Origin of the sequence: Natronococcus roseus (assembly GCF_043677095.1) — an archaeon.
Taxonomy (GTDB): domain Archaea; phylum Halobacteriota; class Halobacteria; order Halobacteriales; family Natrialbaceae; genus Natronococcus; species Natronococcus roseus.
Map to the genome: position 1 here is coordinate 132,147 of NZ_JBHLJR010000008.1, position 15,395 is coordinate 147,541.

At 50.6% G+C, this 15,395-nt stretch carries 11 protein-coding genes and 1 pseudogene; 7 read left to right on the plus strand and 5 right to left on the minus strand.

The window, feature by feature from the left end; all coding sequences use genetic code 11:
- Positions 1-10: 10 nt before the first annotated feature.
- From ACFEMD_RS20225 to ACFEMD_RS20245, 5 genes are all read left to right on the plus strand, one after another.
- On the plus strand, positions 11-832 hold the full coding sequence (locus ACFEMD_RS20225) for a hypothetical protein (protein WP_394743085.1): 822 nt from the start codon (positions 11-13) through the stop codon (positions 830-832).
- A gap of 405 nt (positions 833-1,237) precedes the next feature.
- A complete protein-coding gene (locus tag ACFEMD_RS20230; RefSeq protein WP_394743086.1) occupies positions 1,238-2,620 on the plus strand; it encodes a ParB N-terminal domain-containing protein in 1,383 nt (460 codons plus the stop codon).
- 1,352 nt (positions 2,621-3,972) lie between these two features.
- Entirely contained in the window at positions 3,973-4,344 is a 372-nt protein-coding gene (locus tag ACFEMD_RS20235) for a DNA methyltransferase (protein ID WP_394743087.1), read from the plus strand.
- A gap of 27 nt (positions 4,345-4,371) precedes the next feature.
- Positions 4,372-5,172: a hypothetical protein gene (locus ACFEMD_RS20240; protein ID WP_394743088.1), complete on the plus strand. Its 801-nt coding sequence runs from the start codon at positions 4,372-4,374 to the stop codon at positions 5,170-5,172.
- Between the two features lie 190 nt (positions 5,173-5,362).
- A complete protein-coding gene (locus ACFEMD_RS20245; protein WP_394743089.1) occupies positions 5,363-5,554 on the plus strand; it encodes a hypothetical protein in 192 nt (63 codons plus the stop codon).
- 235 nt (positions 5,555-5,789) lie between these two features.
- On the opposite strand, the gene ACFEMD_RS20250 is transcribed toward ACFEMD_RS20245, so the two are convergent.
- The 3 genes from ACFEMD_RS20250 to ACFEMD_RS20260 all read right to left on the minus strand — a co-directional run bounded on the left by ACFEMD_RS20250 (position 5,790) and on the right by ACFEMD_RS20260 (position 8,220).
- Entirely contained in the window at positions 5,790-6,662 is an 873-nt protein-coding gene (locus ACFEMD_RS20250) for a DNA adenine methylase (RefSeq protein ID WP_394743090.1), read from the minus strand.
- Positions 6,663-6,887: 225 nt separating this feature from the next.
- Positions 6,888-7,010 (minus strand): hypothetical protein, encoded by a 123-nt coding sequence (locus tag ACFEMD_RS20255; protein WP_394743091.1) that lies wholly within the window; start codon positions 7,008-7,010, stop codon positions 6,888-6,890.
- A 46-nt stretch (positions 7,011-7,056) separates the two neighbouring features.
- Positions 7,057-8,220 (minus strand): DNA-methyltransferase, encoded by a 1,164-nt coding sequence (locus ACFEMD_RS20260; protein WP_394743092.1) that lies wholly within the window; start codon positions 8,218-8,220, stop codon positions 7,057-7,059.
- Positions 8,221-8,461: 241 nt separating this feature from the next.
- Here ACFEMD_RS20260 and ACFEMD_RS20265 point away from each other — a divergent pair, with 241 nt between their 5' ends.
- Positions 8,462-9,049 carry a hypothetical protein gene (locus ACFEMD_RS20265; protein WP_394743093.1) on the plus strand — a complete coding sequence of 196 codons (588 nt, stop codon included), beginning with the start codon at positions 8,462-8,464 and terminating at the stop codon, positions 9,047-9,049.
- Positions 9,050-10,659: 1,610 nt separating this feature from the next.
- On the opposite strand, the gene ACFEMD_RS20270 is transcribed toward ACFEMD_RS20265, so the two are convergent.
- Positions 10,660-11,250, minus strand: a complete 591-nt coding sequence (locus ACFEMD_RS20270) for a hypothetical protein (protein ID WP_394743094.1) — start codon at positions 11,248-11,250, stop codon at positions 10,660-10,662.
- A gap of 1,868 nt (positions 11,251-13,118) precedes the next feature.
- Between ACFEMD_RS20270 and ACFEMD_RS20275 the strand changes: the two genes are divergently transcribed.
- Positions 13,119-13,427 (plus strand): hypothetical protein, encoded by a 309-nt coding sequence (locus ACFEMD_RS20275; protein ID WP_394743095.1) that lies wholly within the window; start codon positions 13,119-13,121, stop codon positions 13,425-13,427.
- Between the two features lie 437 nt (positions 13,428-13,864).
- Here the strand turns inward: ACFEMD_RS20275 and ACFEMD_RS20280 are convergent.
- Positions 13,865-14,438: pseudogene (locus ACFEMD_RS20280) on the minus strand (30S ribosomal protein S3); the annotation flags it as partial.
- Positions 14,439-15,395: the final 957 nt, after the last annotated feature.

The window sequence follows — 15,395 nt, forward strand, 5'->3', positions numbered from 1 at the left end:
ACATCACTAAATGACTCAAGAAGATGTTCGTCGGCTCCTCGACGAGCTCGGTGGGAAAGCGACTGTTGAGGAGATTTCTACTCAAGCGAAGGAGAAGTATCCTAACCGTAGTCTACATACCTATGTTGGACAACTTCTACGGCGGCTCGAAAAGAAGGGATTCGTGTCCGAAGTTGGAACCAGTGTGTGGGAACTAACTGAAAAAGGCGAATCAACATCTGTTAGTGGCATTGAGATATCTGAGATTAGTGAGGATATTGATCAATCTACTCTAAACGAATACGGCTTGGAAGTTACGAACCTTGTCGGTACGCTTGAGACGGAGCGAGAATTTGATCTCAATCTCCTCGCTGATGTCTTTCCTCATGCAGAGTATCATCCTGAAAGCTCACCATTTCTGGTTTATCGCCCTATCGAAAGTGCAACTCTGCTAGTTCCCACCAACGGGCTCATCAGCGTTGTGGGTGCGAAGAACCCAGAACAGATGAGACAGGCCGTTCGCACCTTCTTTGAGGAGATGGGTACATTAGGTGTCGAAATCGAGACTTCGGTAGATACAATTCTAATTCAGAACATTGTCACCAAGGGTGATTTAAAAGTGGAACTTGATCTGGATGTTCTCTCTATTGGTATAGGACTGGAACGGTGCGAATATGATCCTGAACGGTTTCCAGGGGTTATCTGCCGTACCGAACGCAATGCAACAGTGCTCATTTTCCGAACTGGAAAATTTCTTATTACAGGCTCGAAGTCCTATGCAAACACATGTCAGGTAGCCTCCGATCTATATGAGGAATTGCAATCACTCGGAATAGACGTTTCCCTAAATTGAGTCGCAAAAGTACTGTTAGCAGGCCGTGTTCTGGTACAACCCGGGCGAATTATTGATGACTAACACAGCTTTGCGTAGAGAGTTTGACAATAGGGCTGCTGTCTATTGTCCTTGCGATTAATAATCGCTCATAAATCAATTATAGTAACGACTGGAAGTCCTTGCCTGCTATAGACCCTAAGAAAGCCACTCTCTGTTGTTTTCTACTGATTTACGAACGAAGGTGAGTCGATACTTCTGCAAACTACTATAGGGTCATTAAGGGCGTCTATCATATGGTGGTGATGCTCTCACCAAGCAAATATCAGATGTTTATAAAATGTGTGTTTAAAACAGTTGTTTTGACGCCCGTCACTCTTCAGAGAACAAGGCAATTTTTATTGGATGACTGATTAAATTGGCGTGATGACAAAGGGGGAAAACGTTACCTTGAAGCATCGGTCACCAGAGGTACTCAATCCTCATTCAGTCAACACCAAAGTGTATGGCGATCAAGACGATCTCGACGAATCGTTCTTGAGCAGCATTCGAGAACAGGGCGTTCTTGAGCCCATCGTCATTGATACCGAGGAAACGATCATTTCCGGCCACCGACGCGTGGCTGCCGCGAGTAAAGTCGGCCTCGGAGAGGTTCCCGTGCGAATCGAAGAGTTCGATTCCGAGCTAAAGAAGCGTGAAGCTCTCGTCCATCACAACCGACAGCGGGAAAAGACCTTCTCCCAGAAGATGCGCGAAGCGGAGATGCTGGAGGAAATCGAGCGAGAACGAGCACAGGAGCGGCAAGGAAAGCGCACCGACCTCGTGGAAAACCAATCACGAGGTAACGGGGCCGATTCCGAGTACGGCAAGACACGTGACAAAGTCTCCGAAGAAGTGGGTATCGGATCCGGTCGCACCTACGACAAGGCAAAACAAGTTTGGGAAGCAGCCCAGAACGGCGATACCGTTGCTCAACACGAAGTAGAGCGAATCGATAACGGTAAGCAATCGATTCATGGGGCCTTCAATCAAGTCAAGAGACGACTCGACAATAATAGGGGGGAAACCCAAAGCGAAGATGAGAGCGAGTCTTCCGATTCAGATTCCGAAGATGAGACGCTGAATCCGGACGAACTCGTTCTCTCAGCCCACGTCGGGACGAACGACAAAATCTTTCCCGAGGTGATCGATTTACACGTCGACGACGGCGCGGCTGTAGCGGACGCCACGTACGGCAACGGCACGTTTTGGAAACGTGTTCCGTCAGGCAAGTACGACCTGCGAGCGACCGACATCAACCCAGCCAAGTCTCCCGACAGCGACGAAGGAATTGACTGCTGCGACCTTCCTTACGAAAATGGGGAACTGGACTGCATCGTACTCGATCCACCATATGCAGAGGGCTTCTACGACAGCGACCGCTCGAACGATGACGAGAGCACCTACTGGATCAAGAACAGGTACGCGGATGCCGCTGACGGAGAGTTGACGTATCACGAGGCGGTGCTACACCTTTACTGCGAAGCCGGTCGGGAGGCTCACCGGGTTCTCGGTGACGGAGGTAAGCTGATAGTGAAGGTACAAGACGAAGTGAGTCGCAACGAGCAACGACTGACCCATATCGAAATAACGAACTACTATGAAGATAAGGTGGGGTTCACGGCCGAAGACCTGTTCGTGGTCGTCCGTTCCGACACGCCGGTTTCTCCGAACATCAAGCGCCAGCGCCGCGCCCGAAAGAACCACTCCTACTTTCTCGTTTTCAAGAAGTGTGAGAACGGGGGTTCATCGACGGATCTCGTTGCCTGATCCCGAAGTGGATGGCTTTTCTACCGGGCTGCAGGAGATTGTCGCTTGGTCTAACTCAATGTTGTGCCGTTCAAGCTCCTCTATTAGATTTAGTGTCTGCGTTACGACCAGATCATTCGGCCCTCCGTGATGCCGAAGTAGTCCGATATCTGATTCCCTTACTACCGTATCGGCAACCCAAGAGAATTTGGCTTCCAACTCATTCAATATAGATCTGATCTCGCTACTGGTGAATCTCTCGCGGAATCGAATCTCTACCAGCACAGCCACCAGCACTTCCGCGTCAGCAAACAAACGAGGAGCACAAGACTTCGTCGTAGTTCGAGCATCGATCCCGGTATTCACGACCCGTAAATCGTCCGTTTCCGAAAGGCGAGCATACTCTCGAACAAACGAAAGGTACCGATTCAATCCAATTCGGTCTGTATCGAGTTCGGCTATCATTACGTCTCCGAACAAGTCTGGTAGCATTGGATGTGGTTCAGACGTGAAGAAATCAACCGGGAGGTGACCATCAGCTGCTCGTCGAAACTCGTCGGTTCTATCTGGAGTCATCCCTCCAGAAATCGTCGGGCCCGGGGTGGCAGTGTAATCCATAACTGACAGCAGGCAGTCGACTGACAACAGTGGTTGAGGGGCGCCAGACGGAAGACGAGACATGGATCTTGTTCCAAGTAGGAGGCAAACAGGTATAAATGAATCCTCTCCGCTTGGTCAACGGTGGGGGTTTCCCGGGCGAGAGGTGATCCGTCGGCCTACGGTACGACCTAATGACAGCACAGAATGAAGAAAGTGTGTATCTCGATATAAAGGCGGTCAAAACGAGCGAACCACGAGATATCAAGAAAGTTTTCACACACCGGTCAATCACAGCAGAGCGTCCGAACATGGATCGACGGGATCCGGATTGCTCCTTCCCTCTAAAACCGAAGAGATCTACGGCAACAGTGTATTCGCCGATGATGTGAATGAGGGTTTTGGAAAGTGCTCGGGAGCACGGAATCCTCGAATCAGTCGTCGCCAATCAGAACGACATAATCACTTCCGGTCACTAACGCGTGGTAGCCGCGCAAAAGGTCGGCTTGAACGACACCCCGGTTCGAGTCAAGGATTTGAGTCCGATTTGGCAAGACAGGAGGCCCTTGTCCAGTATAATCGGCAACAGGAGAAGACCCTCTCCCAGAGGATGCGCGAGGCGAAGCTGCTGGAAGATATTAAGCGCAAGCGGGCCCACGAGCAACAGGTCACGTATACTGATACTTCCTGTTCAGATGAACAGGAGTCGTCTGGAATCGCAAGAGTACACACAACTATGAACCGACACTGTTCCGCCCACTTGACGAGCGACGTTATTGGATGACAAAGGGTGCTTGGAGGTTCCTGACGACGGTATCGAAAGGGACTCGGTATGGATGTTCCACGGCCCGTGGCCGAACACGGAGCACCCGGCTCCCTTCCCAGAAGAACTTCCCAAGCAGTGTCTGGAGGCTGTCGGAACCGAAGATAATGTCGTGATAGATCCGATGGGTGGTTCGATGACAACGTGTGAGGCGGCGGAGGTGCTCGGATACGAGAGTATTGGTGTCGACGTCAACCGCGAGTACATCACGATTTTGTCGAACATAGCGCAGCAAATTGACCGACCATCGTTGGGGTTGCAGAAAACGCAGAGCGCCACCTGTTCCTATGTAGGAATAGATTACTCCCTCGGACAATGCGTATAAAAACCATCATTGATTACTTGGTGATGGATGTCAGGAGAAACCAATGATCGAATCGACCTTCAGTCGCTTTGCGAAGTGCTCATCGAAGATTATCAAACAACCTATATCGTCGTCCCCGAACAGACGCTTGCCAACCAGTCCCCCGTGCTGCTCTTCCACGTTCCTGCCACTACCCAACGCCTTTCCGACCTGCGTGAGGACATCGCGAATCAACTCGAAGACGTCGACGGAATTCGCCTCGGCGACCACGAGTTACCAATCTCCTTGCAACATGTGATGTACTCAGACGTACACGCGTTCCGCCGAGTCCCGCTGTACGTCGACGCTCAGCCGGGAATGGATGATGTTTCGCTTGGAGAGGGTATCGAACAGGCCCGGAAAGTCGTCGCCAGTGAGATTGAGCCGGATCCACCGAGACCGGAATCCATCGAACTCCCGACGCTTGTCGAAGAACTCGCCGATGCCGGTGCCGCCGCAGTCGAGTTGCGGAACGAGTCTCTCATTGAGTTAGGACTTATCGATCTTCGCATTCCAATAACTCCTGCGAAGGGATATCCGGTCGCAGGCCCGTATGAAACCGTCACCTTTGACGGTCACACGTATGATTTCCGCTTCGAGTGCGTTCTGGAAGGGCCGGGTGGGTACGGACAGATGCGAACACCGCTCTACGTGGACGACTCGACGGCAGGGCTGCCAGCCACCACCCTCGAGGAAGGCGTTGATAATCTCGAAATGGTGCAGTCCATCGCCCAGCAGGCTGATTCCCGCCGCGAAGCCTCCGAACGCCTTCGGGAAGCTATGACACAGTGGACGCCGCGTAATCGTTAATTACGCGTTGCAGGAGCGTGTAGTCGTGGTCTCGAATGCTGTGGATAATTATCTGCGGTTTTCTAAGATCATGAAATAGGAGTGATGGTTTCCGTGTGTCTGTGTTCCGGCGCAGGCACGATGCTTTCGTAAAAGAGAGCCCCTGACAGCCGTGGCGACCCAGCAGCCACTACACAGATCTTTAAATCTGATGCTCAGCGAAGAGCTGCTTGTGCGACTCACAATGCAACATGACGAACTCGTTATTGGTATTGAAGACGACCAATCTGACGAACAGGCAACCGTTCACATCAATGCCGGAGAACTCAAGATTATTATCGAGGACGCCAACGATGACAACCGCACCATCCACCTCGCCGACAACCTCACTTTCGACGGTTAACCCCTTCAGAGTACTTGGCCGCGTCAGTAGGATTCTCGCTGCCACTTTCGGGTGGGATCCAGCTCATCGGGATGTTTTTTAGCGTATTCGAGGAAAGCTCAATGTTGGTTCCGTCGAGTCTATACTCGGCAGTGAATCCTCCGAAAAACCGGTCGAGAAGCACTCGAAAATCGTTCAAATCGTTCTCCGATCTACCAACATTGTCTTTCACGTGAGCAAAATCAGTAAAGATTTGCTACTCGTTATTCGACACTGGTTCCGGATCGTAGTTAGTCCACACACATTCTACTCTTTCTTTTTGTCCATCGTCGGCAGTGTTCGCTGACGCCGTCTTATCCTGCCGAAGCCAGCCATATTCTTCCAATTCTTCTTCGTAGACATCATTTGGGTATCCGCTGATAGCGACGTAACCATCGGCACCACGAGCAATTTCAAGCAGTTCCCGATGATCCTTTTCACTCATCTCGGTATCATAGACATCAAGACTGTTCTGCTCTCGACTCTCGTGGATGTACGGCGGGTCTAAATAGTGCAAGGCTTCCTCGTGATCGTACCGCTGAATGATATCGATCGCTGGCTTGCATTCGATCTGAACCTCTCCCATTCGCTCTGCGACTTCGTTCATCGACTTGATTTTCTGCTGCCAATTATTCACCACGCATGACTTACCACGACGCGATTCTTTTCGGGTGTATCCCCAACGTCCCTTCGTGGCATCTGGATGGCCACTGTACGACTGCTGCACCGATATGAAAAACTGCCTCGCCTTCTCCACGTCACTAGCCTCTGAACCTTTGTCTTGAAATTCCACTGCACGTTCAAACGCTCGGCGGGAATACGGCGTATAGCGGAGTTGATCGATTAGCTCTTCTTTCCGATTTCTCAAAACGTCGAAGAACGTGATAAGGCGCTCATCTACGTCGTTGTAAACTTCAACTTCAGACTGTTCTTTGTGAAGAAGTACGGCTGCTGAACCGCCAAACGGTTCTACGTATATCTGATGCGGGATGTCAATGATAGGCAATACAAACTGCAAATCCATCGTCTTACCACCATACCAACCGAATGGTGTGATAGCTTCGACGTGACTTGGATATTTACTTGTCATGCACCACAAAATTAGCGGATTACATGTATAAACACATCGTCCCAGGGGGTTATACATATACCTCCAGCAAGGTGTACTAACTTTCAGAATGTCAGCGATTTTCCTCCGCTCCAAAGACGGATTCGATAGGATGGCGTCGAGGGTTTTCCGTTGCTTCTCGTCGGTGTCCGCTGACAACTCTTCGGGTCGAATGCCTGCCTTCCGGTCGAGCCCACAACGCTTCTCCTAATCGATTTCTATTCCTCTGTCGTTGAGCAGCACGACCTCCTGTGCGTCGCTGTGGTCGTCGTGATCCTCGTGCTCGTGGTCAGTGAGCACTGTGATGTGGTACGCCCCATCGCTCGTCATCGTTGACGTACTCGCAGCGCGGACACATGTAGTACGATACCTCATCTCAATCGCTATTGACCGGGCCGAGATACTCCGTCGTGTATGAATCCCCATCTCGATAAATGCGGTACTTGTAGGGGCCGTGTGGACACTGCGTGCAGGAGTCCTTTCCACACGGTACCTTCTTCGCTACGATCGTCCCGGAGTGTGCTTGTATCACACCCGTGAGCGTCTCGTCTTTAGCCACGTGAGATTCGGCTACTTTTTGTGGGGCGCGTTCACGGTGAGTGGCTAGTTGATGGGCGTACCCTCCAATCACGCGCAACGTGGATGGGTCTTGTCGATCGAGAGCATCGAGAATGTACTGTGCGACCTCGTCAGGGGGCGACGGTTCCAGTGCGGACTCATACTGCTGGTTTTGGTCACCAGTTGTATCTAGTCGACGCCGGGCAGTTTCGATGTACGCATCGTTCCGGTCGATTCCGATGTAGTTGCGACCGGTTTGCGCGGCGGCCACGGCCGTCGTGCCAACGCCGACGAACGGATCGAGAACGAGATCGCCGGCGAAGGAGTACAGCGCGATCAGGCGGCGGGGCAATTCCAACGGGAAGGTCGCGGGATGATCGGTTTCCACATCGGGGCTTGCTCGAGGGAGTTCCCACACGCTCTGAGCGTACTCGCGCCACTCATCTGACGTGAGCTTCGATGCCTCACGTCGCTCTGTGCCCTTCTCCGGAAGGTTCGATCCTGAACGGTGCTCTTCGGAAACGTACTTGCGGAACACGAGGATGAACTCGTGGCGCTGGTTTATGGGAATGTTCGAAGGGTAGGGATAGGAGCCAAGTAGAGCACCCTCACCGTGAGTGGCATACTGATCTTTAACCCAGACGAATTCATCGAAGAAATCAAAACCGGCATCTCGACACAGATTCACGACGTGGCTCCTAAGCGGAACGCGTCGATATCGATCGCCGTTCGAATCGAATGACGCCGCCACGTTGATGCACACCTTCCCGTCCGGCGCCGTCACGCAGAATAACTCGTTGGTGACGTCTGCCATCATGTCTCGCCACTCTTTGATCGGCCGTCGGTCGTTACCTTCGTCTTCGTAGTCCTTCCCGAGGTTGTAGGGCGGACTCGTGATGGTCAGGTGTACGCTCTCGTCGGGCAATTCCGAGAGTCGGCTGCGGGCATCCCCCACAAAGAGGCGATTTCGAAGCGACACCATATACCGATTTCTCTGGGCCAACGAGTATGAAGATGGCTGTCCGGCCAACGAACACGTTGACTGTTGAGTCTCCAATCGTACAAGAGGTCGACTACTGATGCGCCGTAGACGAGGCGTCTTGTCGATTTTTTCAAATCGAGATTTTCGGACAAGCACCGTCTACCACCGACTAACAACGCTTTTAAGATTAGCAGGCATCCCGTTCTACATTTTTAAGTCTGTACTCTTACCACAGAATGCAATGTCAACCGAAACTACCCCTGCCACGACCGAGCGGCTGAACAGCATCGAACGACGGCTCGAAGAGATGGTTGAACGGAAGTGGACGCCGCTTCGCGAGAAGAACGAGAGCGAGCCAATAGAAGTACAGACGACGGACGACGGTGTCGCCATCGGATACGTCAACAAGATGTGGTGCCAGCTCCTGATGGACGACGTGATTCGGACGTTCGACACCGGCCACCACGAATTTCGGCACATGAACACCGAGCAAGGATGGTTGGTCAAAGTCCGCCCCATCAGCGCGTCGAAATTCTATGAGGGTTCTGATTGGATGGATGTGAGACGGGCTGCCGTCATTGAGGCACTGGACAAGACCGGTATTCACGTTCCCAAGGTTCTCAAGTCGGGGAAGGCGGCATGGCTGAAGCACTTCGAAACCGAGAGGGAAGCCGAACAGGCTGCCACGGTGCTCGAAAATCCTATCGAGGCTGCGTACGAAGAGATGTGCAACGGAAGCGTTGAAGAACTCGAAGTCCGGGAATTCGAGGAGCCTCGGGAATGGCTGATTCCCGACCCGTGCTACTCGGTGCTCGTTCACTACGACTAAGCTCTCGGTCAGGTTGTTTGCTCTCAAAAGAGTAACCCCTGTACACCGGATCCTAAGACGAACGGGTATTCTGAAACCGGAGTGAGTACCTGTCACGATGCTTGTTATGAACGGGAAATTGAATGACTAGTAGGACTTCGTGGTAGATTGTCCACGAAGTTAGGTAAGTGAAAGCTGTCAATATCTCACTGCGAATTGGTCAGATTCTATTCTTTTGTCTTTCGGGTAAGAGGCGTTTCACGCACTTCTGCCCGCTTCCGGAATCGGGTGGCGTCAACCTTCACTTCCTTCCTCGTCTCCTCTCGCTCCTGTGTCTCGGCGCGAAGGAGTTCGAACGGATTGAGTATCTCTCGAAGATACGGATCAGACTGGATGTCCTTACGCAGATTCCCACCGATATAGAGTAGACCAGATTACTAACATCGACTGGACAAGCGGTTTTCACTCTTTCCACGAGATTGCAGGCGTACGGGTGTCGTGACCCGAGGACTTCAGCTCGGTGAGACGGTCTCCGTTCCCGGTTTCGGATTCACAGTCAAGATATCGAATCCCGGATAGGGAAGGAGGAATCCGGAATCTTCGGTCAGATAGTCGATTACGGGCCCAAAGATAACGTCCTCTTGCGCGTCCTCGATTTTCGACTCTGTCTCCACCTCAAACACGTAGTCATCAGGTGTTTCTTTCAGTCTACCAAAATCGTACGTGTCACGAAGCCGGGGCTGACGTACGCCGCGAGAACTTTCCCGACGCGTTCGAGGGAACAATCGAGTACGCAATTGACGAAGACGCCGGTATGGTCATTCATACGGGCGACCTCTTCGACTCGCATAATCCATGACTTCTCGATCCGAATCTTTGAACGCCGTCTACGTCACCAGAACCACTGAACGCGAATACAGCACTTCAATCTGGTCTAGCTGCCATCTTCGATTTCCTGTAGATCGATATCATCATTCACGAGTCGTCCCATCTCTCCGGCTTGTATTCCTTGTCGTCGGTGTTAGACGAGCCCACCATACACCCTTTCATTCACATTATGATTGAACATTATTTAGACCATGAAAGAGGGGTAGCCGCTGTTCTTTCGATAATACTAACACTTGCCACGATATAATTGCACCCGCGACAACGGGTCGCATTCGGATGGGTGGGCTACCACTCACCACCTGCACCCACCACCTGCATCGTAGCCCATCCCCTAATCCTCACGCCAATTCCACTGCCTCGTCTAGATCCTCGCCCGCTGCCTCGAACTCAGCGTCAACGTCAAGTGGAAAGTCGTATTCCTCACGGATGCGCGACACTGATTCCCGTGTAACGCGGATTGCGTTCACAGCCTCACTATTCACACATATAGTTTCTTATTAATGTTACATAAACACTAGACCGAGCAGCCCGCTACCAACACCTGTCTAACTTATTACACAAGGGAAAATGGGGCCGAACTGCACCGCACCGATGAATCGATGAGTCGCCGTCGTGGAAGGTCTGATTATTCCGTTGCGTTCCTTGTCACCTCGCAATCAGTAGTTGCCCTGCATCCAATATGAATGCCGGCACGAAGGCTGCTGGGTCTACACCAACTGATAGGGGCGAAGAGAGAACACACGTCAAAACTCATCTAAGCTGCGCTGCTCCTTCTCATCTTTTTTCTCGTTCTTCACTTCGACACCATAACTCCGATAATCACCAATGAATTCTGCAACGTGCAGACCAAAGACCAACACAGCAATAATAGCGACAGGAATCATCAACTGTGTAGAGATCCTGCTGAAGAAGACTACGAGCCCCGAGACGACAAATAGAACACCGAAGTTGAACAACCGCTGCTGGGTAGAGAGTCGTATTCTCTGTGTCGCAGCAAAGACTTCCAACTTATAGGATAAAATGAATAACCCAAACCCGACTGTAAACAAAAACACTGGCTCTTCAATCAACTGAATTCCGTCCTGGAAAAACTGCGCTAGAAGGAAAGTTAATCCGGCAAAAGTGAGTGATGCAAAGGTGAGGGATTTTGTGGCATAATCTTCAGCTGTACCGAGCGCGTTCAATTCACCTGCCCCGGGGTAATCCAGCATATAGTCCTTGAAAAAATACAGTAGTATACCGGTCTCTATTATCATCAACCCGACCAACGCGAGAGTTAGACGTTGAACAGAAAACAGGGCGTCTAACAACGATACCACATCATTGTCGGACATTATTCAATCAAAATACTGGGAGTGGAGTTCCACAGACAGCGCAGGACGAACGTCTCGTCGCGTTTTGATGTCCACAATCTGTACAAGAAACCTTCTTTTCTTGCTCAAAGACGGTTCGACTAGATCCGCACTTGGGACACTTGCCCTTCTCATTACGGTATTCGTTGTCACAGTTCGCACAAGTTGACATACCACTGAGTGACTTGCAGATAATATGAATGTGCTGGTTAGTAGTACGAAGTGTGTTCTTTCAGATGGGAAGCGAAGCTCCGCAGTCAGCACAGTCTGAACGCCTTGTTGGATTATAGTGACCGCAATCTGTACACGCGACTTTTTTAGCTCCAGTGAGTTGCAATGTCACTGAGCCGCATTCGGGACAGTTCTCTTCCTCCGCCGGATAATCTTCACCGCAGTTAACACAGGTCACCATATTCGAACCAAGGAACACCTCCTGGTTAATTTTCACGTTATCCATTTTAGATGAGTTGAAATTATCGAGGGACGGGATATTTCGCAGTCACTACTTGTTGATGTCTACGTCGGTCTGAATACCGAGATATCTGGCTAATCGCTACTGTACGAACCCGACGAACTCGGCGTCACGTTATGCGAATCTGGATCAGCATCCACCGGATTATCATCAGCAAGATAACTCACCTTCTGACGCTCCCTTTCCAGTATGCGTGGGCTGAATTCGCCAAGGTAGTGCCGGCGAAGGTCGATTAATTGTTCTATCTCTTTACATGCCAGCCAAACCCGCTTTCCTTCTCGTTCAGAGTAAGGTTTCAATCGAATTGTCCTACTTATCCAAAAGTAGGACTTTCAGACAGGTATAGATGTCCCAACCAGGAGTATAGCAACCCGTTTGCACACCGAGAACATGCTCTAACCCGTACTTTACCATTTTTCATTCACAAAACATTTTGATTTTGCATGACCGAATGAATAACATCTAATGACCATTTCCTAAAGCGTTGCTGTCAAGTAGTGATAATAGTACTGGTTAGAATTTCTAACTACACTGTTACTGCTTCACTCACAGTGGTACGCAAGCATATCTGTGTAACGCGTGTTCGCCTCAAGCGCAACTGTACTCAAGAGAGGCAGTCGTTACGTACAAGGCAAGCAGGTAACGGAACCGAATTTGATTCCACTGGAAACTATTAGGAGCGACGTGTTGAGTGCGGAGAGGATTTTAGGCGCTGCGTTTGCTTCTTTCGGCCGAACCGTGCTGAATCATCGATTCAGCAAATGTCGAATATCCTATTTTACCTGGCCCCCGCTGTACATCGAAATAGATCTTGAATTACTTGATTCCAATAATCTTTATTATCTCTGCTACGCGACATCTGGTTAATGATCCAAATTTCCCACATTATTTACTCAGGAACTCTTGCCCTCTTGGCATTTATTCCTGCTGCGATTAGTCATATGGTTTCCTTCTATGAAGCAGAGAGATACCGTGGAAGAAGCAAGTCGGAGCTGAGTTGGTTTAGAAGAACTATACTTTCTATGGTTTTTAGTCTCTGGATCATACTCATATCTAATTTAATTACTCTTAGCACACTAACCAATTGGATTGATTATGGAAATTGGGAGCCGAATCTGTTATCATCCGCTATAGCATTGGTTTCCCTAGCTCTGATCGGGATGGTGGTAACCTACTCTTTTTATATTATTCTCCTCTTTAACAGACTAGACTGGCAGAAAGATTGTCTGAATAAACTCTCAGGTTAAAGATGACTGAAGTACGTAAACACCTCGAATCGAGGAATGAGCGTCTAATTACTATCCCAAGAGAAACAAAACTGTCCAAATTTCGTCTGGGCGATTATAAGTATGACTGTCGCGGTGTAGACTGCGACAGTGTGGAACTGTCAACGCTTTATCAAAAGTTGTGCTGTGATGATTACGACCCTGATTTCAAATTCACGTATGAACTCCTCGATAAACAAATTGTAGAACTCATACAAAGCGAAACATTAGCGGTGGGCAAAGAACAGATCGAATTGTACATTGAATCTATGTTTCTCTCTGATGTCTTTGAGAAAGATCGTAGCTTCCATCACCATGTTGACAACGAATATAATGTCCCAAAGGGGGAGCCTGATGACTCACAGAAACGGACGTTAGCGGAGATTTGGCTGTTATACTTAGCTGAAAGAGGTGTAGAGTAGAGCAAACTAGACTTCCCTCATAATCATGCGCTTCATTGATTCAATGACACCATCTTCATTTATGTCCTGTATGGTGGTTTTTTCGCTTGTCTCTTTGATTTTTATTTGAGCTAATTCTTTTGCGAAATGTTCTGCTAAATCTTCAGGAACCTCTCCCCTTTTAACGATTGTTCGAATAGTTTTATAATCCTGTTCAATATTGTGATGCTCAGGTTGTAGTGATCTTATATCAGAATCCATTCGTATGGAACTATCTTGTGAAAATTCGTTCAGCGCATATAAACGGGCAAAATAATCTGCGTGCTTCCGTAAAACAGAATTCCGATCCAGGTTCTCAGCAGATTCGCTGGCCTCGGCGCCAACTCCGAGTTCGCCCGTGTCAATCCCGACTTCCTCTTTGTGGCCGGATATGTTGGTTCCATCCTCAACCTGGGAGGTGCCGGGTAACTCGGCGTCCGGTGGGATGATCTTGACGTTGACGCCGATCGTCCCGAGCTTCATGACGGCCGTCGCCTGGCCGTGGTCAACGACTTCCTCATCGGGCTGGCCATTATGCTTAATGTAGCCACGTTTGAATTTTTCGACGCGCGAACGGCCACCCGTGATCTCCCCCGATAGGACGATCTCGGCGCCCAGCGCGCCCGACTCCATGATCCGGTCGATCGTGGTGTGCCCGGCCTTCCGAAAGTACCATCCTCGTTCGATGGCGTCCGCCAGCCGATTCGCGACGATCCGCGCGTTGAGGTCAGGTTCGTCGACCTCCTGAACGTTGATCTGGGGATCCTCGAGGTTGAACTTCTCTTCGAGGGCCATCGTGACGTTCCTGATGTTCTTGCCGCCCTTGCCGATGACCATTCCCGGCTTTTCGGCCTTGAGAACGATCTGGGTGCCCATGGGCGTCTTAGCGATGTCCATACCGCCGTAGCCTGCGCGGTCGAGTTTCTGCGCAAGGAATTCATCGATTTGCGTGCGCTGTAGTTCGTTATCAACCACATCTGGATCGTCAGTCATCTTTTGCCCAAAGGTTGGCTCGTTTGTGATACGGTGTCTGTGAGTTAGTTCTTTTCGGTGAACATCCTGACCCAGCTCTAAACAATCCAGTGGACACAATGGAAGCAGAGCAAATCACTCACGTACTCTGCGTCTGAGAAAAAGAGCGACTTCCGGCTGATCACTGGAGGCGATGACGATGATTGACGACAAAACACGCAAACCAAGACAGACTGGTCTCAGAGCGTTTGAGGATACTGCGCCGAGTGTGGATGGACTCCCCACATCAACTAACCCCTTAATTTCTAACCCTCGACGAGCGACTATTGGAAAGACTGCAAGGGTGAACCGATGAGCCTTTGTGGTATTTGTTTGTCGTGCGTCCCAGGTCACTTCATATAATCAATAGGATGACTCGCATATGAATGCCGGCACGAACTGCTGCTGGATAGATCAGAACCACTCGCTCGCTCCTATTGCCGTTAGCAGTAGATCGTAGCACGGTTCTTTATTCAGAAGAGGCCGTGAAACTCACGTTACATACAGGAGAACTACGTATCATGTCGGGCCATCCACTCGATCTGCGGTGGCGCGCGCTCTCGACCGGCCGAACGCCAGTGAGGACGGTCGACGATGCTGTGCGAGGGATGAGTGAGGGAGCGACGCGACCGAGCGAATCGGCTAGAGAGGGCGTGGTGATCCCCTGTGTTCGTGCGAGCAGAGTCTGCTCCTGTCGGTATCACCGCGAAAGCTCCTGCCGTTCTCGGGCGTTCTGACTCGCTGCGCGCGCTCCGTGCAGTCGCGTGCTTGGTTCGTCGGAACGCCCGAGAACGCCAGCCCCTTTCAGCCCCACCCGGCGGTGGTTGGGGAGGGCTGCAGACTCAACGCCAGACGTTCCATACGCATCTGCATGTAACTCAACGACGCCGGAACCGAGCGGAGGGCTGATCCTCTAAGTATCGGCGTCGCTGTTCCATT

Coding starts and splice junctions, on each gene's coding strand:
- ACFEMD_RS20225 (WP_394743085.1), top strand. CDS start 11: ATGACTCAAGAAGATGTTCGTCGGCTCCTCGACGAGCTCGGTGGGAAA.
- ACFEMD_RS20230 (WP_394743086.1), top strand. CDS start 1,238: ATGACAAAGGGGGAAAACGTTACCTTGAAGCATCGGTCACCAGAGGTA.
- ACFEMD_RS20240 (WP_394743088.1), top strand. CDS start 4,372: ATGTCAGGAGAAACCAATGATCGAATCGACCTTCAGTCGCTTTGCGAA.
- ACFEMD_RS20245 (WP_394743089.1), top strand. CDS start 5,363: ATGCTCAGCGAAGAGCTGCTTGTGCGACTCACAATGCAACATGACGAA.
- ACFEMD_RS20250 (WP_394743090.1), bottom strand. CDS start 6,662: ATGACAAGTAAATATCCAAGTCACGTCGAAGCTATCACACCATTCGGT.
- ACFEMD_RS20255 (WP_394743091.1), bottom strand. CDS start 7,010: ATGACGAGCGATGGGGCGTACCACATCACAGTGCTCACTGACCACGAG.
- ACFEMD_RS20260 (WP_394743092.1), bottom strand. CDS start 8,220: ATGGTGTCGCTTCGAAATCGCCTCTTTGTGGGGGATGCCCGCAGCCGA.
- ACFEMD_RS20265 (WP_394743093.1), top strand. CDS start 8,462: ATGTCAACCGAAACTACCCCTGCCACGACCGAGCGGCTGAACAGCATC.
- ACFEMD_RS20270 (WP_394743094.1), bottom strand. CDS start 11,250: ATGTCCGACAATGATGTGGTATCGTTGTTAGACGCCCTGTTTTCTGTT.